This window comes from Arthrobacter sp. QXT-31, from assembly GCF_001969265.1.
In the GTDB taxonomy this organism is placed as follows: domain Bacteria; phylum Actinomycetota; class Actinomycetes; order Actinomycetales; family Micrococcaceae; genus Arthrobacter.
In genome coordinates, this window is the sequence record NZ_CP019304.1 from 480,698 (window position 1) to 501,626 (window position 20,929).

General features: G+C 66.1%; 20 protein-coding genes and 1 tRNA gene. 6 read left to right on the forward strand and 15 right to left on the reverse strand.

Annotation, left to right across the window (positions count from 1 at the left end):
- Positions 1-137: 137 nt before the first annotated feature.
- The 4 genes from BWQ92_RS02290 to gcvH form a co-directional block, all read right to left on the reverse strand.
- A complete protein-coding gene (locus tag BWQ92_RS02290; protein WP_076798054.1) occupies positions 138-641 on the reverse strand; it encodes a bifunctional nuclease family protein in 504 nt (167 codons plus the stop codon).
- Positions 641-1,357 carry a transcriptional regulator FtsR gene (ftsR, locus tag BWQ92_RS02295; protein ID WP_043418625.1) on the reverse strand — a complete coding sequence of 239 codons (717 nt, stop codon included), beginning with the start codon at positions 1,355-1,357 and terminating at the stop codon, positions 641-643. The genes BWQ92_RS02290 and ftsR overlap by 1 nt, the downstream gene beginning before the upstream one ends.
- Before the next feature lie 22 nt (positions 1,358-1,379).
- On the reverse strand, positions 1,380-1,856 hold the full coding sequence (locus BWQ92_RS02300) for an FHA domain-containing protein (protein ID WP_076798055.1): 477 nt from the start codon (positions 1,854-1,856) through the stop codon (positions 1,380-1,382).
- Between the two features lie 146 nt (positions 1,857-2,002).
- Complete coding sequence (gcvH, locus tag BWQ92_RS02305) at positions 2,003-2,389, reverse strand: glycine cleavage system protein GcvH (RefSeq protein WP_076798056.1); 387 nt, start codon at positions 2,387-2,389, stop codon at positions 2,003-2,005.
- Between the two features lie 152 nt (positions 2,390-2,541).
- Here gcvH and BWQ92_RS02310 point away from each other — a divergent pair, with 152 nt between their 5' ends.
- Positions 2,542-3,414 carry an Fpg/Nei family DNA glycosylase gene (locus BWQ92_RS02310; RefSeq protein ID WP_076798057.1) on the forward strand — a complete coding sequence of 291 codons (873 nt, stop codon included), beginning with the start codon at positions 2,542-2,544 and terminating at the stop codon, positions 3,412-3,414.
- 48 nt (positions 3,415-3,462) lie between these two features.
- Here the strand turns inward: BWQ92_RS02310 and BWQ92_RS02315 are convergent.
- The 10 genes from BWQ92_RS02315 to BWQ92_RS02360 all read right to left on the reverse strand — a co-directional run bounded on the left by BWQ92_RS02315 (position 3,463) and on the right by BWQ92_RS02360 (position 13,111).
- Positions 3,463-3,539, reverse strand: a tRNA-Pro gene (locus tag BWQ92_RS02315).
- A 138-nt stretch (positions 3,540-3,677) separates the two neighbouring features.
- Positions 3,678-5,228, reverse strand: coding sequence for a ribosome biogenesis GTPase Der (der, locus tag BWQ92_RS02320; RefSeq protein WP_076798058.1), 1,551 nt, complete (start codon positions 5,226-5,228; stop codon positions 3,678-3,680).
- 10 nt (positions 5,229-5,238) lie between these two features.
- Positions 5,239-5,922 carry a lysophospholipid acyltransferase family protein gene (locus tag BWQ92_RS02325; RefSeq protein ID WP_076798059.1) on the reverse strand — a complete coding sequence of 228 codons (684 nt, stop codon included), beginning with the start codon at positions 5,920-5,922 and terminating at the stop codon, positions 5,239-5,241.
- Between the two features lie 76 nt (positions 5,923-5,998).
- Positions 5,999-6,712, reverse strand: a complete 714-nt coding sequence (cmk, locus tag BWQ92_RS02330) for a (d)CMP kinase (protein ID WP_076798060.1) — start codon at positions 6,710-6,712, stop codon at positions 5,999-6,001.
- The gene (locus BWQ92_RS02335; protein ID WP_076798061.1) at positions 6,712-7,824 is read right to left on the reverse strand and encodes a prephenate dehydrogenase; all 1,113 of its coding nucleotides are present in this window, start codon (positions 7,822-7,824) and stop codon (positions 6,712-6,714) included. Before BWQ92_RS02335 ends, cmk begins: the two co-directional genes overlap by 1 nt.
- 3 nt (positions 7,825-7,827) lie before the next feature.
- Positions 7,828-9,048, reverse strand: coding sequence for a pseudouridine synthase (locus BWQ92_RS02340; RefSeq protein WP_076798062.1), 1,221 nt, complete (start codon positions 9,046-9,048; stop codon positions 7,828-7,830).
- A 107-nt stretch (positions 9,049-9,155) separates the two neighbouring features.
- Positions 9,156-9,785, reverse strand: coding sequence for an SMC-Scp complex subunit ScpB (gene scpB / locus BWQ92_RS02345; RefSeq protein WP_076798063.1), 630 nt, complete (start codon positions 9,783-9,785; stop codon positions 9,156-9,158).
- Positions 9,782-10,621, reverse strand: coding sequence for a segregation and condensation protein A (locus BWQ92_RS02350; RefSeq protein WP_076798064.1), 840 nt, complete (start codon positions 10,619-10,621; stop codon positions 9,782-9,784). Before BWQ92_RS02350 ends, scpB begins: the two co-directional genes overlap by 4 nt.
- 5 nt (positions 10,622-10,626) lie before the next feature.
- Positions 10,627-11,526, reverse strand: coding sequence for a ParA family protein (locus BWQ92_RS02355; RefSeq protein WP_003801831.1), 900 nt, complete (start codon positions 11,524-11,526; stop codon positions 10,627-10,629).
- Between the two features lie 241 nt (positions 11,527-11,767).
- The gene (locus BWQ92_RS02360) at positions 11,768-13,111 is read right to left on the reverse strand and encodes a cation:dicarboxylate symporter family transporter (protein WP_076798065.1); all 1,344 of its coding nucleotides are present in this window, start codon (positions 13,109-13,111) and stop codon (positions 11,768-11,770) included.
- A 140-nt stretch (positions 13,112-13,251) separates the two neighbouring features.
- Between BWQ92_RS02360 and BWQ92_RS02365 the strand changes: the two genes are divergently transcribed.
- Both BWQ92_RS02365 and BWQ92_RS02370 read left to right on the forward strand, forming a co-directional pair.
- The gene (locus BWQ92_RS02365) at positions 13,252-14,988 is read left to right on the forward strand and encodes a sensor histidine kinase (protein ID WP_076798066.1); all 1,737 of its coding nucleotides are present in this window, start codon (positions 13,252-13,254) and stop codon (positions 14,986-14,988) included.
- Positions 14,985-15,698, forward strand: coding sequence for a response regulator (locus tag BWQ92_RS02370; RefSeq protein WP_076798067.1), 714 nt, complete (start codon positions 14,985-14,987; stop codon positions 15,696-15,698). The genes BWQ92_RS02365 and BWQ92_RS02370 overlap by 4 nt, the downstream gene beginning before the upstream one ends.
- Before the next feature lie 30 nt (positions 15,699-15,728).
- On the opposite strand, the gene BWQ92_RS02375 is transcribed toward BWQ92_RS02370, so the two are convergent.
- Entirely contained in the window at positions 15,729-17,462 is a 1,734-nt protein-coding gene (locus BWQ92_RS02375) for an HNH endonuclease signature motif containing protein (RefSeq protein ID WP_076798068.1), read from the reverse strand.
- A gap of 391 nt (positions 17,463-17,853) precedes the next feature.
- Between BWQ92_RS02375 and BWQ92_RS02380 the strand changes: the two genes are divergently transcribed.
- The 3 genes from BWQ92_RS02380 to prpB are packed head-to-tail and all read left to right on the forward strand — an operon-like array spanning position 17,854 to position 20,929.
- Positions 17,854-18,510 carry a GntR family transcriptional regulator gene (locus tag BWQ92_RS02380; RefSeq protein WP_076798069.1) on the forward strand — a complete coding sequence of 219 codons (657 nt, stop codon included), beginning with the start codon at positions 17,854-17,856 and terminating at the stop codon, positions 18,508-18,510.
- Positions 18,503-20,023 carry an MmgE/PrpD family protein gene (locus tag BWQ92_RS02385; RefSeq protein ID WP_076798070.1) on the forward strand — a complete coding sequence of 507 codons (1,521 nt, stop codon included), beginning with the start codon at positions 18,503-18,505 and terminating at the stop codon, positions 20,021-20,023. Before BWQ92_RS02380 ends, BWQ92_RS02385 begins: the two co-directional genes overlap by 8 nt.
- The gene (prpB, locus tag BWQ92_RS02390; protein ID WP_076798071.1) at positions 20,024-20,929 is read left to right on the forward strand and encodes a methylisocitrate lyase; all 906 of its coding nucleotides are present in this window, start codon (positions 20,024-20,026) and stop codon (positions 20,927-20,929) included. It begins immediately after the preceding gene.

Genomic DNA, 20,929 nt, shown 5'->3' on the forward strand with positions numbered 1-20,929 from the left:
TGACTTGCGCCGCTGTCGTATGCAATGGGAACTTGTACCTCCGACGTTAGGCCTGCCACGGCCCAAGGTCAAAGACGTTCGCATGATTCGCGGGGCGTGTCGAAAGTTTCAGGCTTAACTTTAACCTTAACGTGACCTTAGCCGTCGAAATCCTCGGGTTCGACGTCGTCCAGGAACTCCCGGAACCGGCGCAGCTCACGCTCTTCCTCCACGGTGGGGCCGGGCTCTGTGTCCTCCCCCTCGTCGTGCTCGGTGATGCGCACGCCCGCCTCGTCCATGACAGAGTCGGCGCACCAGATCCGGCACTTGGCGCGCAGTGCGATGGCCAGGGCGTCGGATGCCCGGGAGCTCACCGTGGCCCCGTTGTCGAACTGCAGCTGGCCATAGAAGATGTTGTCCTCCACGGCGACGATGTTAACGCTGACGACGGAATGGCCCAGCGTCTCCACGACGTCCACCAGGAGGTCGTGGGTCATGGGCCGCGGCGGCACCACGCCCTGCTGGGCAAGTGCGATGGCACTGGCCTCCGGCGTTCCGATCCAGATGGGAACGTGCCGTTCCCCGTGCATCTCGCGGAGCAGAACCAGTGGCTGGTTGGAGGGCAGTTCGATGCGGACGCCCACAATCTCGACTTCGATCATCAGATTTCCATCCGCGAGATACGGTCCTGGACAAGGGCCCGGTGCAGGGTAAGGCACAGGTCGCTGATTTCCCGGGCGGCCTCAGCCGCACGGGCCTGAGACGCAGCATCCCTGCGCGAGGTCAGTGTGGCCACGGCGCGTTCCACGAGTCCGAACTCGCGCTCAGCGGCCGCCTGGAAGGGGCGAAGGTGCCGTGGCTCCAAGCCATGGCTCTCCAGCTGGACGCAGGCGCGGGCCACTTGGAGCGCGTGCTCGTCGAACTTGCCGTCGGTGTGTCCGATGAGGCCGAAGCTGAGCAGGGACTGCAGGAGCGGCACGCTGGCGCCGGACTCCGCGCGCAGCTGCTCCTCGCTGAGCCTGCGCGCCTTGTTCTGCAGCTCGGCGGCGAGCTCATCCGAGACGATCCGCGGGGAAACGGTAACCCCGGGCGGAAGGTTCTCGGGCCGCTCGCCCCTGTCGATGGCGTCAAGGTAATCCTTGATGACTTTGAGCGGCAGATACTGGTCGCGCTGCAGCGACAGGACAAAGCGCAGCCGTTCGACGTCGCTGTCCGAGTACTGACGGTAACCCGCGGGCGTGCGCCGGGGATTGATAAGCCCCTTTTCCTCCAGGAACCTGATTTTCGACGCCGTCATGCTCGGAAAGTCATCGCTCAACTGAGCGAGCACTTCCCCGATGTTCAGGACCAGCGGTCCCCGGCGCTCCGGTTGTGCCATTGCCACAGGCAGCCGCTCCGAATCAGACGCGTCCTGCTGCGCGGGCAGGGCTCAGGTAGAAGGTGAGGCGGAACTTGCCAATCTGGACTTCGTTTCCTGACCTCAGTTCCACGCTGTCCACGCGGTCATGGTTCACGTAGGTGCCGTTCAGGCTTCCGGTGTCCACCACCTCGAAGCTCCTGGCGGTGCGCCGGAACTCGACGTGGCGGCGGGAGACCGTCACGTCGTCGAGGAAAATGTCAGCATCCGGGTGCCGCCCGGCCGTGGTGACATCGGAGTCAAGAAGGAAACGGGCACCCGAGTTTGGCCCGCTGTGGGCCACGAGCAGGGCGGAGCCGGAGGGCAGCGCCTCAACAGCAGAGCGCTCCTCCGGGGAGAGCTTGGGTACGATCGTGGGCTCTTCATGGACCGGAGTGAGGTTAATCGAGGTGGTTTCCGAGGCCCTGCCCGCACCTGTGCCGTAATCGCCGTTGGTGTGGTTCTGTTTGCCGCCAACCATGGATTCCTCCTCCTTCGTTGCAGATGTCCCCCTGCAATCAACGCGTACCCGTCCGAAACTGCCTGGCAGCTCCGGTTTGCCGCCCGCCGTCCGGCCGTTGGATTCCATTTCTGGACTCCGCGGCCGGGCAACGGGACCGGTTAGCTTTAGCCTACCTGTTGTTCGTACTCCGATGCACTGAGCAGGGAATCCACCGCGTCAGCTTCGGCGAGCTTGACTTCAATCAGCCAGCCGTCGCCGTACGGATCCGAGTTGATCAGCGCCGAATCGGAGTCGAGTGCCTCGTTCCGGGCCACGATTTCCCCGGACACCGGAGCGTAAATGTCGCTGACGCTCTTGGTGGATTCAACCTCACCCACGACGTCGTTTGCCTTAACAGTGGTGCCGACTTCAGGCATCTGGGCGTAGACGACGTCCCCGAGGGCGTCCTGGGCGAAGTCGGTGATCCCCACGCGGACCACACCATCGGCATTCGGTGCGGACACCCATTCGTGTTCGGCGGTGTAGGACAGATCAGATGGAATGTTGCTCATCAGGGGCCTTTCATCGGGTCGATCACCAATGTCAACGGAGGCGAAGGGAACAGCCACCGGTTGAAAGTATATGCACAACTCCCTGGCTGCCGGATGTGCCATTAAGCCCGCCGAACCGCCCACTCCGGCAGCCCCTGTGGCAAAGTGGTGCCATGCCGGAACTACCCGAGGTTGCCGCACTCAGCACGTTCCTCGACACGCGGCTGCGCGGTGCGGTGCTGGAAAAGCTGCAGGTCCTGTCCGTGGCTGTGCTCAAGACGGCCGATCCTCCGTACACGGCGCTGGCGGGCCGGGCCATCTCCGGAGTGGAGCGGTTCGGTAAGTTCGTCAGCATCGACGCCGGCGGCCTGTATTTCGTCTTCCACCTCGCCAGGGCGGGCTGGGTCCGTTTCACTGAGAACCCTTCACCCGATCCGCTGCGGCCGGGCAAGGGCCCTATCGCCGCCCGCCTGCACTTTGCCGGGGCGGACGGCGGGAAGATTGGCATCGACCTGACCGAAGCCGGGACCAAGAAGGGCCTGGCAATCTACGTGGTACCGAAACCCGAAGCTGTCCCCGGCATCGCCGAGCTCGGACCCGATCCGCTGGCCGCCGCGTTCACCCGGGAGATGTTCGCCGAGATCCTCGCCGGGCACCCGCACCAGATCAAAGGCGTACTGCGGAGCCAGAGTGTCATTGCCGGGATCGGCAACGCATACAGCGACGAAATCCTGCACGCAGCCAAAATCTCGCCGTTCGCCATGGCCAATTCCCTGGAGCCCGCGAAAGTCGGGGCTCTGTTCGACGCCATCCACACCGTTCTGGGAGCCGCAGTGGCGCAGGCCCAGGGAAAGGCGCCCGCCGACCTCAAGGATGCGAAACGGAGCGGCATGAACGTGCATGGCCGCGCCGGCCAGCCCTGCCCCGTATGCGGAGACACCGTCCGGGAGGTGTCCTTCGCGGATACCGCACTGCAGTACTGCCCGACCTGCCAGACCAACGGCAAAATCCTGGCCGACCGCAGGACATCGCGCTTCCTCAAGTAGGCAACAAAAAACCCCGCCAACCCTGTATGGGTTGGCGGGGTTTTGTTGTGGTCGGGCTGACAGGATTTGAACCTGCGACCCCTTGACCCCCAGTCAAGTGCGCTACCAAGCTGCGCTACAGCCCGTCAGTTCCGCCGTTCTCCGCCAGATGATTTTCCGAAGAAGTTCATCTAAGCAGTCCGGCCGAACCACCTAGAAGAGCTTACACGATTCCGGAGGGTGTCAATGACAATTTCCGGCATTCGCTGCCCGGTGTGTCCTAATTAACGCTTCTTGCCGCGCTTTTCACGCACGCGCATGCTGACTTCGATGGGTGTTCCCTCGAAGCCGAAGGTTTCCCGCAGACGGCGGGTGATGAAGCGGCGGTAGCCCGGGTCCAGGAATCCTGTAGTGAACAGGACGAACTTCGGCGGCCGGCTGGATGCCTGCGTGCCGAAGAGGATGCGGGGCTGCTTGCCGCCCCGGACAGGGTGCGGGTGTGCGGCCACCAGCTCGCCCAGGAAGGCGTTGAGCCGTCCGGTGGGAATGCGCCGGTCCCAGTTTTCCAACGCCAGCTCGAGGGCAGGCACCAGGCGGTCCTTGTGCCAGCCGGTCTTGGCGGAGATGTTGACCCGCGGCGCCCACTCCACGTGCGCCAGGTCCTGCTCGATTTCGCGTTCCAGGTACCGGCGGCGTTCGTCGTCCAGCAGGTCCCACTTGTTGAACGCGAGCACCAGGGCACGGCCCGATTCGATGGCCAGCTGCAGGATACGGACGTCCTGCTCGCTCAGCACCTCATCAACAGCCAGCAGAACGACGGCGACCTCCGCCTTTTCCAGCGCGCTTTGGGTCCGGAGGGAGGCATAGAAGTCGGCGCCCTGCGCCATGTGCTGACGCCGGCGAATGCCGGCAGTGTCCACGAAGCGCCAGGTTTTGCCACCGAGCTCGATGAATTCGTCAACGGGGTCCCGGGTGGTGCCGGCGGTGTTGTCCACCACCACGCGCTCGGAACCGGCCAGCTTGTTCAGCAGGGAGGACTTGCCGACGTTGGGGCGCCCGATCAGGGCGATCCGCCGGGGCCCGCCGGAGCGCTCGACGCCCTCGACCGTGGAGAACTCCGGGAGCGTGTCCATGACGTGGTCCAGCAGGTCCGCGACGCCCCGGCCGTGCAGCGCGGAGACGGGGTACGGCTCACCGAAGCCCAGGCCCCACAGGACTGCGGAGTCGGCCTCCTGCGCAAAGTCGTCCACCTTGTTGGCGACGAGGATGACGGGCTTCTTGCTCCGCCGAAGCATCTTCATGACGGCCTCATCGGTGGCGGTTGCCCCCACGGCCGAATCAACGACGAACAGCACGGCATCGGCCAGTTCCACAGCCATTTCGGCCTGCTCCGCCACCCTGGCATGGATGCCGCGGGCATCGTGCTCCCAGCCGCCGGTGTCCACCACTGTGAAGTTCCGGCCGTTCCAGTCTGCCGAGTACATCACGCGGTCACGGGTTACGCCGGGCGTGTCCTCCACCACGGCCTCGCGGCGGCCGAGGATGCGGTTGACAAGGGTGGACTTGCCGACGTTCGGGCGGCCGATGATGGCCAGCACGGGGTCCAGCTTCAGCGGGCCCTCAAGCTCGTCCTCGTCGTGCAGGCCGCTGAGGAGCGCGGCGTCTTCCTCGTCGAGTTCGTAGTCTTCCAGGCCGGCGCGGAGGGAAGCGGCGCGAAGTTCCGCCTCGTCGTCGTCCATGGCCGCCAGATGTTCAGCCACCTGGTCTATGCCGGTGGGCGTGTATTCGTCTTCGCCGGCGCCGGAGTGGCCGGAAGTTTGAGTCGTATCGCTCATTGCACTTTCCTTAGTGGTGGTCTGCCGGCTGTCCGGCTGCTGCGGTGGAACGTTGGTGCGGTTGGTCCGCTGCGGGCAGTGTCAGCCCGCTGAGCCGGACAGTGTTCCGGACATGCGCGGCCAGGGTGTCGCGGATTTCCGTCGCCGCCCTGTCCATTGAAGCACGGCCGGTTTCATCCGGATTCCGGCCGAGCGTGAGGGGCTTTCCGAAGCTGACGTGCAGCCTGCGGCCGGGTTTCGGGATGCTGTCCAGGTGTTCGCCGCCATGCCGGGTACCGAGGATGGCCACCGGCACCACGACGGCGTCGGAATTCAGGGCCAGCCATGCCACCCCGTTACTGATGCCGGCCGCGGTGCCGCTCCCCCGGGTTCCCTCGGGCAGGATGCCGATGCAGCGGCCGGCGTCGAGCACGTCCTTGCTGAGCTGGAGGACGGACCGGTCGCCCCTGCGGTCAACCGGAAGCTGGCCCGACGCCGTCAGCACGCGGCCGAGGAAACCTTTGAACATCTCCTTCTTGACGAGGATGTGCATGGGGCGGGGCGCGGCACCGAACATGACGGGACCGTCGAGGAAGCTGATGTGGTTTCCTGCGAAGATGACTGGCCCCGCGGCGGGAACGTTGGATTGCCCGGTGACGGCCGTGCGGTAGACGACGTTGTTCAGGAACCGGCCGACCGGCCGGCTCCACGCCATGGTCCACGGCGCAGGTGTTTTGGCCGCGGACGTTTCCCTGGCGGCCGGCTTCCCGCTCCCTGGCGTCCCGGCGGGATCACTCATGGTTGATGACCTTGGTGACGATGCGCAGCGCGGCGGCCACGGTTTCCTCGAAATCCAGTTCCGAGGAATCCAACGTCACCACGCCGTCCGCCGCCTGGGTGAAGTTCACCACGGTCGAGTCTTTCGCGTCCCGCTGGGTCACCTGGGCGGCCAGCTGCTCGGCGCTTTGGGTTCCGCCGAGCTGGATCCCGCGGCGGCGGAGCCGCGCCTCCTCGCTGGCCGTGAGTAGCATGCGCACCTGGGCAGCAGGCGCGACGACGGTGGTGATGTCCCGGCCCTCCACCACCATGCGGCGGTTGTGCTGTTCGATCAGGGCACGCTGGCGGCGGATGAGTTCGGTGCGGGCGCCGAGCGTGGTGGCGACGGCGCTGACCGCTGAGGAGATGGCCGGCTCCCGGATGGCATCGGTGACGTCGGCGCCGTCGACGCGCACGAACTCGGTGTGCGGGCTGGTGCTGATGTCCAGTGGCAGTTCCTCGGCGGCGAGTTCCACGGCCGAGGCATCGGTGAGGTCCGTTCCGCGGTCGAGGCAGTACCAGGTGAGGGCACGGTACATGGCACCGGTGTCCAGGTAGGCAAGGCTGAGGCGGCGCGCCACTTCCTTGCTGACGCTGGACTTGCCCGAGCCGGACGGCCCGTCGATGGCCACCACCAGCGGACGGCCCAGCCGGAGGGCAGGCAAAGTGTCAAGGAGTTCTTGTGTCATTACTGAAGTACCCGCCATCCACGGTCGCTTAGTGCTTCTACAAGGAGGTCATGCGCGCTGGGCAGCACGGAGATCTCCACCATGCCCACATTCTGCCCGGACGAGTGGTCCAGACGGAGGTCTTCGAGGTTAACGCCGATCTCACCGATCTCTGTCAGCAGCCTGGCGATCTGGCCGGGCCGGTCATCAACCAGCACGGTGAGCCAGGAATACGCCTGCGGCGGTCCGCCATGCTTGCCCGGAATCCGGGCCTGCCCGGCATTGCCTTCACTCATCAGCTGGGCCAGGTCAAGACGGGCTCCGGCGGCCGCCGGGTCTTCCAGCGTTCCGATCAGCCGGTTGAGGTCCTCGCGCACACCGTAAAGGATCTGCACCACCTTGCCGGCATTCGCTCCCAGGATCTGGACCCACAGCGTGGGGTCGCTGGCCGCGATGCGGGTGGTGTCGCGGAGCCCGTTCCCCGCGAGGGAGAGGGCGTGCATCGGCGTGTCCTGCAGCCGGCTGGCCAGCAGCGAGGACATCACCTGCGGCAGGTGGGAGACCAGGGCCACGGCCCCGTCATGTTCGTCGGCGGTGAACTGGGAAACGAAGGCACCGAGGTCGGTGGCCAGCGCACGCGCGGCCTGGACCGCTCCGGCCGAGGACTCCTCTGTGGGGCATACGACCCACGGCATGGAGGTGAAAAGCTCACCGCGGGCGGCCACCGGGCCGGATTTCTCGCGTCCGGCCATGGGATGGGTGCCCACGTAACGGCTGAGGTCCGCGCCGCGGCTGCGCAGGTCGCGCAGGATCGCCGCCTTGACGCTGGCGATGTCGACGACGGTGGCGTCCGGATAGTCAGCCAGCGCACGTTCCACAACATCCGCCGTGACATCCGGCGGCGATGCGACAACAACGAGTTCCGGGCTCTCGTCTTCGCCGAGGGCTGCCAGCGGCAGGCCGGCGCCGATGTCGACGGCGACTGCCTGGTTGGTGGGCGACGGGTCGGACAGGTAGACGGCGACGCCGCGGCCGCGCAGGCCGAGGCCGATGCTGGTGCCGAGCAGGCCGGTGCCAATGACGACGACCGGCCCGTTCAGGTGTCCGCGGCCGTGCGTACGGAATGCCGACATCCCTTACAGCCCCACGGATGCCAGCAGGTGGCCGACTTCCTGCTTGCCCAGGTTGCGGATGCTTCCCTGGCGCTGGTCGCCCAGGCCGATGGGTCCGACCTTGACGCGCACCAGGCGCTGCACCGGGAAACCGACGGCGTCGAACAGGCGCCGGACAATGCGGTTCTTGCCGGAGTGCAGCACCACTTCGATCAGCACGTGTCCCGGGGTCGAGTCAACCAGCCGGAAGGAGTCGACGGAGGCGAAGCCGTCCTCAAGTTCGATGCCTTCCTTGAGCTGCGCGCCGATGCCCTGCGGGAACGGCCCGCGGACCTGGACCAGGTAGGTCTTGGGGACCTCGTAGGACGGGTGCGTCAGCCGGTTGGCAAGCTCGCCGTCGTTGGTCAGCAACAGCAGGCCCTCGGTGGCGACGTCCAGGCGGCCGACATGGAAGAGCCGTTCACCCTGGTTGTTGCGGATGTAGTCGCTGATGCAGGGCCGGCCTTCGGGATCCTCCATGGTGGACACCACGCCCTTGGGCTTGTTGAACACCATGTACACCAGCGTGTCATCGAGCTGGATGCGCAGGCCGTCCACGTGGATGACGGCGGTCTTGGGATCGACGCGGACGCCGAGTTCGGTCACGACCTTGCCGTCGACCTCGACGCGGCCCTCGGCGATCATCTCTTCGCAGACGCGGCGCGAGGCGACGCCGGCGGAGGCCATGATCTTCTGCAGGCGGACGCCGTCGGCGTCGTGGAACTCAGACTGGGGCACGTCGGTGCGGGGCCCACGCCCGCGCGAGGGCCTGCGGACCGGTCCCAGGTTCTGGCCGAAGCGTTCGCTTCCGAAGGCGCGTGAACCCGAGGTCTTCGGGGCGGCGGATTTGGGCTTCAGTGCGCCGGGGGTCCCGGGTGCCTTGTTGGCGCCCGGCTTCCGGGCAGCGGCCGCCTTGCGTGCGCCGGCCTTGGCGGCACCTGCCCTGGGCGCGGGTGCTTTGGCGCCCGGCTTCCAGTCGCCTGCAGGCCGGCGGCCGGCAGGGGCCTCGTCGGGATCGATGAAGCGCTCCTCGCGGGGCTTGGCCTTGTATGTGCGGTCGCCGAAGGGACGGTCGCCGCCCTTGGGGAAGTCGCGCTTCCCGGCGCCCGCACTGCGGCCCTGTGCTGCGCCGCGCGCGGCGTTGCGGTCCGGACCTTTGCGTCCGGAGCTGTTACGTGGTGAACCCTGGCGTCCCGCCTGTGTCATGACCCGTCCTCTGTGATTTTGGCCGGCAAAGGTTGTCCAAAGACAACACTAGCCAGCCGTGCAGAATAATTCTGCCCTGGTAAAAACTGCTCCGCAGGCGTGCCCGCCTACATTCTCTCGGCGTCGTAAAACTCTTCAATTCCCTCAAGCCCCGGGAGGTGCGGTGAAAGCTGAGGCAGCTCAGCCACCGATCCGATTCCCATGCGTTCAAGGAAGTACGACGTCGTGCGGTACAGGACAGCGCCCGATTCCGGATCCGTTCCGGCATCCTCGACCAGTCCGCGCTGCGTCAGCGTCCGCACAACAGAGTCAACGTTGACTCCGCGAATTGCAGACACCCTTGCCCGGGACACCGGCTGCCGATAGGCAATGACGGCGAGTGTCTCAAGCGCCGCCTGGGTCAGCCTGGCCGTCTGCCCCTCCAGGACGAAGGCACCGACGACGTCGGCGAATTCAGCCCGTGAGTAGATGCGCCAGCCGCCGGCGACATTCCGCAATTCAAAACCCCGGGGACTGGAAGTGACCTGATGCTGAGATCCACTGCTGCCAGTTTCCATATCCGGGGCTTTAACAGTATAGCCGTCATAGTCGCGCTGCAGGTCCAGCAGCAGCGCCTCGACGGCAGCCACCGTCAGGTTGAGTCCGGCGGCAAGGTCTGCAGCGGAGGCCGGCTCGTCCAGCACCATCAGCACCGCCTCAAGCGCGGCGCGTTCCCGGCCGGTTACTGGATCCGTCATTGCTGCTCCTCGTATTCCTCGCTCAGGTGCTCGCTTGTCCACCCGGTGCCGGCCGCAGTCCAGCGCACGGTGAGGTCGCCGAGCGGCGCAACCTGGTCAAATGCCACCACCTGGTCCCTGAACAGCTCCAGCAGTGCCAGGAAGCGCGCCACCACAACCAGGGTGGATTCGGCGTCGGCGATCAGGGCGCGGAAGGTCAGGTGCCGGCCCTCCTGCAGCCGCAGTCCGATCAGCTCCGCCTGTTCGCGCACACTTACCGGGCTTCCGTGCAGGTGGGCGACGCCCACCTCGGTCGGCACCGGAGCCTTGGGCTTAAGCGCGGCCTCGGCCATCGCCGCGAACTGTGCGGGACTGTGCTTCCAGACGAGGTCCGGCAGCATGGCGGCGAAGTGTTCCTCGAGGGCCACTTGCCGCGGATATCGGCGGGATTCCAGTTCCAGTGTGGCATCCATCAGCGCCGCGACCTGTTTGAAGGCCTTGTACTGCAGGAGCCGGGCAAAGAGGAGGTCCCGGGCCTCGAGGAGGGCGATGTCGTCGTCGTCCTCCACCTCGCCTGCGGGCAGCAGGCGCGCTGCCTTCAGGTCCAGGAGCGTGGCCGCGATGACGAGGAACTCACTGGCCTCATCGAGCGCCCACTCCTCCCCCAGTTCCTGCAGGTTACGGATGTACCGGATGAACTCGTCGGTGACCGTGGCAAGCGCCACCTCGGTGATGTCCAGCTGGTGCTTGGAGATCAGTCCCAGCAGGAGGTCGAATGGGCCGCTGAAGTTGGCCAGGCGTACTTCGAAGCCGGACCGCCTGGTTTCAGCGGGTGGCGTTGCCGGCTCTGCGGTCATCCGGGCTAGGGCGCGCCGCCGCGCGAAATCAGTTCCTTGGCGAGCCGGCGGTAGGCGTCCGCACCCACATGGTTTCCGGCGTAGCTGGTGATGGGTTCGGCGGCGACGGTGGCGTCGGCGAACTTGATGGAACGCTTGATCACGGTCTCGAAGACCTTGTCCCCGAATGCCTCAACCAGGCGGCTGATGACTTCACGGCTGTGCAGCGTGCGAGCGTCGTACATCGTGGCCAGTACGCCGTCCACCTGCAGCCGCGGGTTGAGGCGGTCCTGGACCTTGTCGATGGTTTCGACCAGCAGTGCCACCGCGCGCAGGGCGAAGAATTCGCAGATGAGCGGAATGATCACACCGTGGGCCGCGGTCAGCGCGTTGACGGTGAGCAGGCCGAGGGAAGGCTGGCAGTCGATAAGCACGACGTCGTACTCGTCCTCGACCTTCTTCAGTGCCCGGTCCAGCACCTGCTCACGGGCCACCTCGTTCACCAGCTGCACTTCGGCAGCGGACAGGTCGATGTTGGCGGGCAGCAGGTCCACGTTCTCCACACCTGTCTGGTGGATCGCCTCGCGGATGTCGATCTTGCGGTCCATCAGGACGTTGTAGACAGTCAGGTCGAGTTCGTGGGGGTTGACGCCGAGCCCGGCAGACAGGGCACCCTGGGGATCAAAGTCGACCAGGAGCACGCGGCGGCCGTATTCGGCGAGTGCTGCGGCCAGGTTGATGGTGGAGGTGGTTTTACCCACCCCGCCCTTCTGGTTGACCATGGCTATGACGCGGGCCGGTCCATGGGAGGACAGCGGCGCGGGCTCCGGAAAATCGCGGTGGGGGCGGCCTGTGGGACCCATGACGGCGTCTTCCAGGTCGAGTTCCGTGCCTTCCAGAGTTGCTGAACCCTGTTCGCTGCTCACGTATCTGTCCACACTTTCGATGACGGTGATTTCTTCTGCCGCTGTCTGCCAGCGCCCCTGCTTCTTCCACCCCAAGGTTACAGCGCCCGACACGGCATTCCATGGACCTTGACTTTTGATGGCGTTTGAGCCTTGACCTTGTACTTGAGGTCGAAGGTTACTGCCGGGCAGCAACGAAACCGCCCGCACAGGCAGGGCCTGTGCGGGCGGTTTCGTTGTGTCTGTGCTGGCGCCGGGCCCTTTACGCCTTGGCGGCGGCGGCGATGGATTCTGGCGTTTCCGCCACGCCGTGGTGGTGCGCCACCATCGTCTGTTCGTCGAACGGATCCTGGCCGGTCAGCACGAGGTTCACCTGTTCGCCGTCGATCTCCTTGACCCAGGTGCCGATCAGCAGGGTGGCGACGGCGTTGCCGGTGAAGTTGGTCAGTGCACGGGCCTCGGACATGAAGCGGTCGATGCCCACGATCATGCCGACGCCGCCGAGGAGTTCCGGCTTGTGGGCCTGCAGGCCTGCAGCGAGCGTTGCCAGGCCGGCGCCGGTGACACCGGCTGCGCCCTTGGAGGCGATGATCATGAAGACCAGCAGGGAGATCTGCGCGCCGAGGTCCAGCGGGGTTCCCATCGCGTTGGCCACGAAGAGCGACGCCATGGTCAGGTAGATGGCCGTGCCGTCCAGGTTGAAGGAGTAGCCGGTCGGGACCGTCACGCCGACCACAGGCTTGGAGACGCCCAGGTGCTCCATCTTGGCGATGAGGCGCGGCAGGGCGGCTTCGGAGGAGGACGTCGAGAAAATGAGCAGGTACTCGCGGGCCAGGTACTTCATCAGCTTGAAGATGTTCACGCCGGTGACCACCTGCAGCAGGCCGCCGAGGATGACGACGATGAACACCGCACACGTGATGTAGAAGGCGATCATCAGGGTGAACATGCTCACGATTGCCTGGAAGCCGGTGGCGCCAACCACGGCAGCGATGGCACCGAACGCACCCAGCGGGGCGAGCCACATGATCATGATCAGGATGCGGAACACCAGTGCCTGGCCGTAGCCGATGGCCTTCAGGATCGGGGCACCCTGCGGCCCCATCCTCTGCAGTGCGAAACCTACGAGAATAGCGGCCAGAAGCGTGGGAAGCACCGGAATATCCCCGGGGATGATGCCGAGCAGGAAGTCTACCGTGCTGTCCGTGGAGGCCTTCTTGTTGGGATCATAGGGCGTCAGCTGGAGCCCCTCACCCGGGTGGATCAGGTTGCCGACCACGAGGCCGATGGCCAGGGCGAATGTGGACATGAGGACGAAGTAGCCCAGGGCCAGACCGCCGACCTTACCCACCGTGGCCGCCTTGGCGATCGAGCCGATGCCCAGCACGATGGTGCAGAAGATGACCGGGGCGATCATCATCTTGATCAGCTTGATGAAGCCGTCACCGAGGGGCTTGAGTGATTTTCCGACCTCGGGGAACAGCAGCCCCACCAGAGCGCCGAGGACGACCGCGGCGATAACGGCGATGTACAGGTAATGGGACTTGTCGAGTCCCTTACGCTGGGCTTTAGCCGGCGCTGCCGACTCTCCTCGTTGAGAAGCCATCTTGTCTCTCCTTATGGATAATCTGGAAGACGCTTCGGCACAATCTCTGGGCTCCGCGCGTCGGTCCTTTGTGACTTCCATCATTCGCCACGGGGTGACTTGGCTCACCGTTGCGTTCATATTGGTCATGGGAGGTGTTGATGATCCACCGCTGGAGCATTGCCAGGCGGCTGTTCGTGGCGAACCTGCTGTTCATGCTGACCCTCACGGCCTTCGTGGGTACTGCAGTTTTCGTTGACGCCCGGGACCACGCCTACGAGGAGGCGGGCAGCCGGATGGGGGTCCTGGCGACATCCATCGCCGACAACCCTCTGGTTCTGCAGGCCGCCGGTACGGCGAACCCGTCGGCGCAGCTGCAGCCGTATGCACAGAAGGTCATGGACCATGCCGGGGCGGACTTCATCACCATCATGGCGCCGGACCGGACGCGGTGGACGCACCCGCGCGGCGAGGAACTGGGCCGCCCCTACATCGGTTCGATCGAGCAGGCCCTCCAGGGCCGCGTCTTCACCGAGATCACCGCCGGAACGCTGGGGCCGTCGGTGCGGACGATTGCCCCGGTGAAGGACGACCGCGGTGCAGTCCGCGCGCTCGTGGCCGCCGGGGTGACCGTCAATACGGTGGATGTGGCCTTGTCCGGCAGGCTGCCTGCGCTGTTGGCCGTATCCGGCTCGCTGCTGGTGGGCGGATCGCTCGCGTCCTGGTTCCTTGGCCGCTACCTGCGGCGGGTGACTAGGGGGTGGGGACCCGAGCAGCTGGCCCAGCTTTTCGCCTACTACGAATCAGTGCTCCACTCGGTCCGGGAAGGTGTTGTCCTGATAGATCCCGCCGGAAGGGTGGTCATCTACAACGACCAGGCTGCAGAATTGCTGGGGCTGGAGCCGCGGGAAGCGGAGGACGACCACGAAGCCACGCCGCAGCTCGCCGACCTGCCGTTGGCTCCCAGCTTGAAGGAGCTTTTTGAGTCCGGGCGGACGGCCCACGATGAAATCCATCTCACCAATGACGGCGTGCTGGTGGTTAATCAGCGCCCGGCAGTGGGTCCGGGTTCCTCCGCCGAGCGGCAGCGGGGCCGGTTGTTCGGTACCGTTGCCACCATCCGCGCCCGCACCGAGATCGAATCACTGGGCACCGAACTGGAGAGCATGCGGACCCTTTCCGATGCCCTCCGGGCCCAGACCCACGAGCACGCCAACCGGCTGCACACCATGGTCTCCCTCCTGGAGCTCGGACGGACCGATGAGGCCCTCGACTTCGCTACGAAGGACCTCGAGCTGAGCCAGCAGCTGACGGACGACGTGGTCGGCTCGGTCCAGGAGCCCGTGCTGAGCGCGCTGGTTATGGGCAAGGCGGCCCAGGCCCACGAGCGCGGCGTGGAGCTGGTGGTCGAGGCTGCCGGGCCTGCCCTCGCTGGAGACCTGGCCGTACAGGACCTCGTCACCGTCCTCGGCAACCTGCTGGACAACGCCATTGACGCCGCCGCGGATGCCCCCGGGCCAAGGCGGGTGGAGCTCCGGGTGGACACGTCGAGTGGCGGGCTGAAAATTACAGTGCAGGATACGGGCAAGGGCATTGACCCCTCCGCCGTGGACGACGTGTTCCGCTACGGTTTCAGCACCAAGCAGGCAGGGGCGTTCGGCCGCGGCCTTGGCCTCGCCCTGGTGAAACAGGCCGTCCAGCGCCTGGCCGGTACCATGACCATCAGCAGCGCGAGCACTGGCGGCGCCCGTTTCGACATCGTGCTTCCTGCCAGCGCCGATTCCGACCCATTGACCGCAGATACACTTCCCCACGGCGCCTTCCCGCCCAGCACTTTCCCCTCAAGCACTTTCCGGCCCAGTACGGCCACACCGAGTCTCCCGGAGGAGCATACGTGACAGACATCCGAGTCCTCGTCGTCGAGGACGAGCCCGTCGCAGCTGCGGCACATGCCGCCTACGTGGGCAGGGTGAACGGCTTCGCGCTGGCGGGAACCGCCCCGGACGGCCAGTCGGCGCTCCGGATGCTCACCGAGTTCTCGGCTGCCGGCACTCCGGTGGAGCTGGTACTGCTCGATATGAACCTGCCGGACCTGCATGGCCTGGACATCGCCCGGCGGATGCGCTCCGCCGGGCACTTCGCGGACATCATCGCAATCACAGCTGTTCGGGAGCTGGCGATTGTGCGCAGCGCTGTCTCCATCGGCGTCGTGCAGTACCTCATTAAGCCGTTCACTTACGCGACGTTCGCGGACAAGCTGGCGAGTTACCGGCAGTTCCGTGACCAGCTAGCGGGACCGCAGGCGGGGTCAGCGAAAGCAGCAGCATCGCAGAGTGACGTGGACCAGGCTTTCGCCAGCCTGCGGGCCCCGTCCGAACTGCCGTTGCCGAAAGGCTTGGCCCCCTCAACGCTCGACGCCGTCCGCGACTTTATGAAGGAACAGCCCGGCGCCGTCTCTGCCACTGAGGTCATGACCGCGCTGGGCATGTCGAGGGTCACCGCCCGCCGTTACCTCGAGTACCTCGCCGACGCCGGAACGGTGTCGCGGACGGCCCGGTACGGCGCCCCGGGCCGCCCAGAGAACGAGTACCGCTGGTCCCGGGCCTAACGATTACCGGCAGCGATGTAAAGAGCACCTCTAGGCGGCCGTGGGTGAGGACCAGTAAGGCCAGGGATCCTGAGGCAGGGGTGGATTCAGATCGTCGAGAGCCATTGGAGTCTCGATCCCCGTGGAGTTGTCGGCATCGTCTGGCGGATCCGGAGAGTCAAGCCAGGCGGGCGGTTCCGGCACCTCTTGGCCGGGTGGCGCGCCGAACCAGTCGGGCGACTCGGACAAGGCGAGACCTGGTGGCAGTTCCGGGCCGTCTTGGCTGGGTGGCGCGTCGGACCAGCCCGGCTGAAAGTTGTCCGGCGCAAAGTTGTCTGGCACAAAGTTGTCCGGCCAGGTGGGTGGTTCCCAGTCCTGCTGTTCGGCGGGGTAATGGCGCCCGGATGGGGAGATCCAGCCGGGCGGGCTCTCCCTCGTGGCGCCGACCGGTCTCCACGCCGTGGCGTGTTTGAGCCGGTGGTGCTTCGGGCACGGCTGGCCGAGATTGGCCACGCCGGTGCCGCCGCCGTCGGCCCAGGCGAGGATGTGGTCGGCGTCGTTGTCCAGGGAGTGGTTGGTGCAGTTGGGGAAGGTGCATTTGGCGTCGCGGAGGCGCAGCCATTGCCGCATCGGTTTGGTGAGCCGGTAGCTGGTGCGCCCGATCTCCAACGGTGCCCCGTCCCGCGGGTCCGTGAGGACCCGGAAGAATGATGTTGCGCCGTTGGCGACGAGCCGGCGGGCCATGGACGCCGGGATCGGCCCGTACCCGTCCAGTGTGGCCGGTTCCTCGGTCTGTCCGAGCAGCGAGAACACCGGAACCGTGACCAGGACCTGCGCCTGCGGGGACGGCACATCACCGGCCGTCATCTCACCGGCAGGGACGGAACCTCCGCGCAAGGAGCCTCCTTGCCCGGAACCAGCTGCCCCACCGGTAATCCCCGGGGCTGGACGGAGCAGCGAGGTGGAAAAGACGTCGGCCCGGAGCTGGCTCAGGGTGCGGGTTTCGGTCGGCCCTTGAAGACCACGTGCGATGGCGGTGGTGCGGTTCCAGATCCCGGCGGCCTGGTCCGCGGGCAGGAACGCCGAGATCCACGCCATGCCGTCCCGGTCCGGGGTGTACTCCAGCCGCCGGTCCTTCACGCTCTTGAAGTGCCGTTTTTCGATGCTGTCCTGATGATGCCGTTCCCGCCAAGACCGGGCCTTGGCCCGGAACCTGCCCGGTGCCAGCTCCCCGGCAAAACAGCCCCGGGCAAACCCCGGAGAATCCGGATCAAGGAAATGCGTTTCCAGGGCCGCCGCCGCGGCCGGCTCCAGGTTGGCGGTCTCCTCACACATCACCCGCGCGTGCTGCCACGAAATACGGCCCACCTGCAGCGCGGCAAGAGTCAACGGCCGCTCCGTGGCCAGGGTCTGCGCCTCACACAGCAACGCACCGGCACTGCGCTCACTCACCCTCAGCGCACCGGCCACCTCAGCAGTCACGGACATCTCCCGTGCCGTCTGGTCCTGCCCGCCTGCACCCGGGGCCGCCATCGCCGCGTCCGCCGTGACGTATCCGGTGGCCAGCTGCACCTTCACAGCCGCAAGCCGCGCCTCCATCCCGCCCACCACCCTCAGGCCGTCCAGGCATGCAGTCGCCTGCTCCCCAAGAGGATCAACCGGATCCGGCTGGAAATCCCCGCCGGCCGCACCCGGGTCAGCAGCCCTCCGCAGCCCGGCAGCCAGCGCCAAAGCCGAGGCCCCAAGAGCCTCCAACGCCTCCGCAGCAGCCACGCTGTTATCCATACCCCCAGTATGAGAAGGGGCGCTGACATTCTTAGCCAGGTCATCGGAGGTGACCCCGCTGACCCAACCACCGCCGTCGTTCCCCGTTGCAGAAGCTGACCTGCCGGCACCCGGCCTTACGGCCCGGTGCGCGGCGGATCCCCCAATAGCTTCCATAGACCCATTGTGATCTGGGGCACCGACATTCTTACCGGCCCTGCCGCAGACCACAGGCACAATTGCCTTCAAACCTCGCCCAGCCGACAGAAACGGTACACCTCCGAAAGCACCGCCGCAGCCACCCGATGTATACACGTGAGCCTCTTGACGGGCGGGAATCTCGGAAAAAGCTAGGCAAGCTCGCGTCTTGTGTATACACTCAAGACAAGTTGAAGCGAGGGAAGGAGGCGGGATGCGCGCGAGCGACAGGGCTTATGCCGCACTGCGCGATGACATCATCGAATGGCGCCTCCTCCCCGGTACAGTCCTCGCCGAAGTCGAGCAGTCCGAACGCCTCGGGGTCTCCCGAACGCCCCTCCGCGAGGCCCTCAGCCGGCTGACGGCGGAAGGTTTGACGACGGCGGGCGGCCGCGGCGTCGTCGTCACCGACATCTCACTGGAGGACATCGATGAACTGTTCGAGCTCCGCGAAACCCTCGAGGGGAAAGCAGCCGCGCTGGCCGCGGAGCGCGGCGATGCCGGCGTCTTCCGCGGACTGCAGGAGGAACTGCTGGCTGCGCCTGCCCTGCTCAACTCCCCCGATCCTGCCCGGCACGACTATTACGAGCTCGTCGGCCGCCTGGACACCGCCATTGACAGTGCCATCTCCAATTCCTATCTGGCGCAGGCCATGCGCAGCCTGCGCGTCCATCTGGTCCGGGTCCGCAGGCTGGCCGCGGACGACCAGGCCCGGCTGACAGCCGCCGCAGCCGAACATGCCGCCATCGCCGAAGCCATCGCTGAAGGCAACCCGCGGCTGGCCGAAGCGGCCACCACCGTCCACCTGCACCGCAGCCTTTCCCACGTCAAAGCCGTCCACACATCCGCCCAGAAGGAGTCCCATGGTTAAGGAACACCACGTCCGCGTCTACAAGAGCGAGGAAAACCTCCCGCGCGAACAGCAGCTGGCCCACAAGATTGCAGTGGTTGCCGCTGATCCCGTCGAAGTGACCGCCGACGTCACGGACATGGTGATCAACCGCATCATCGATAACGCGTCCGTGGCCGTCGCCTCGCTGAACCGCGCCCCCATCATCGCCGCCCGGGCGCAGGCCCTCACCCACTCACCGTCCAGCGGCGGCAAGGGGGCCAAGGTCTTCGGCATCGGCGAACGCGTCTCCCCCGAGTGGGCAGCTTGGGCCAACGGCGTGGCCGTGAGGGAACTCGACTACCACGACACCTTCCTCGCTGCGGACTACTCGCACCCCGGCGACAACATTCCGCCGATCCTTGCTGTCGCCCAGCACGTGGGCTCCAGCGGTGCGGACCTGATCCGCGGCATCGCCACCGGCTACGAGATCCAGGTGAATCTGGTGAAGGCGATCTGCCTGCACAAGCACAAGATCGACCACGTCGCCCACCTCGGCCCCTCGGCCGCCGCCGGCATCGGCACTCTCCTGGGGCTCGACGTCGAAACCATCTTCCAGTCCGTCGGCCAGGCCCTGCATACCACCACGGCGACGCGCCAGTCCCGCAAGGGTGAGATCTCCACGTGGAAGGCGCACGCCCCGGCATTTGCCGGAAAGATGGCAGTGGAGGCGGTGGACAGGTCCATGCGCGGACAGACCTCCCCGGTGCCGATCTATGAGGGTGAGGACGGCGTCATCGCCTGGATGCTGGACGGCCCGGACGCCTCCTACGAGGTTCCGCTTCCCGAAGCCGGCGAAGCCAAGCGAGCCATCCTGGACACCTACACCAAGGAACACTCCGCCGAGTACCAGGCCCAGGCGTGGATCGACCTCGCCCGCAAGCTCAACCGGGAGCACCCGGAAGCAACCGATCCGGGGAACGTGAAGTCCGTCCTGATCAAGACGAGCCACCACACCCACTACGTGATCGGCTCCGGCGCCAACGATCCCCAGAAGTACAGCCCCACCGCCAGCCGGGAAACCCTGGATCACTCCATCCCGTACATCTTCACGGTCGCGCTGCAGGACGGTTCCTGGCACCACGTGGACTCCTACTCCCCCGAACGCGCCGCCCGCCCTGACACAGTGGAGCTGTGGCAGAAGGTGTCCACGGTGGAGGATCCCGAGTGGACCCGCCGCTACCACTCCCTGGACATCTCCGAGAAGGCCTTCGGCGGCTCCGTGGAGATCACGCTCACGGACGGCACGGTCATCCGCGATGAGATCGCCGTCGCCGACGCCCACCCGCTGGGCGCCCGGCCGTTCACCCGCGAGCAGTACGTGAACAAGTTCCGCACCCTTGCCAAAGACCTCGTGACGGAGGAAGAAATCGACAGGTTCCTTGCCGCCGTCGAACGCCTTCCGGAACTGGCTGCCGGCGAGCTGGACCAGCTCAATATCGCTGCGGCGCCCGGCGTCATCGACTTCAGCGCCGCTCCCAAGGGGCTGTTCTAGATGCTGTACTCCGCCACCACCCCGGAGCAGAAGCGCCGCAAGTTCCGCGAGCTGTTGGGTTCCGGAACTATCCAGCAGTTCCCGGGCGCGTTCAACCCGCTCTCGGCGCGGCTGATCGAGGAAAAAGGCTTCGCCGGTGTCTACATCTCCGGCGCTGTCCTGGCCAATGACCTGGGCCTGCCGGACATCGGCCTCACCACCCTCACCGAGGTGGCAACAAGGGCCGGACAGATCGCCCGCATGACCGACCTGCCCTGCATCGTGGACGCCGACACCGGCTTCGGCGAACCCATGAACGTGGCCCGCAGCGTCCAGGAACTCGAAAACGCCGGGCTCGCCGGCTGCCACATCGAGGACCAGTTCAACCCCAAGCGCTGCGGCCACCTCGACGGCAAAAACGTCGTTGACCTCGACACCGCCACCAAACGCATCCGCGCGGCGGCGGATGCACGGCGGGACCCGAACTTCCTCATCATGGCCCGCACGGACATCCGGGCAGTGGAAGGACTGGACGCCGCGAAGTACCGGGCCAAAGCCCTCGTCGAGGCCGGCGCCGACGCCATCTTCCCGGAAGCGATGAAGGACCTGGCCGAGTTCCAGGCCATCCGCGACGCCGTCGACGTGCCGATCCTGGCCAACATGACCGAGTTCGGCAAGAGCGATCTCTTTACCGTCGACCAGCTGCAGGAAGTGGGCGTGAACATGGTGATTTATCCGGTCACCCTGCTCCGTAGTGCCATGGGGGCGGCTGAGCGTACGCTGGACTCAATCAGGGCCGACGGAACGCAGGAGGCACAGGTAGGGAGCATGCTGACGCGCGCGCGGCTGTACGACCTGGTGGATTACGAGGCCTACAACCGCTTTGATACCGGCGTCTTCAACTTCCGGATTCCCGGAACGGACTGA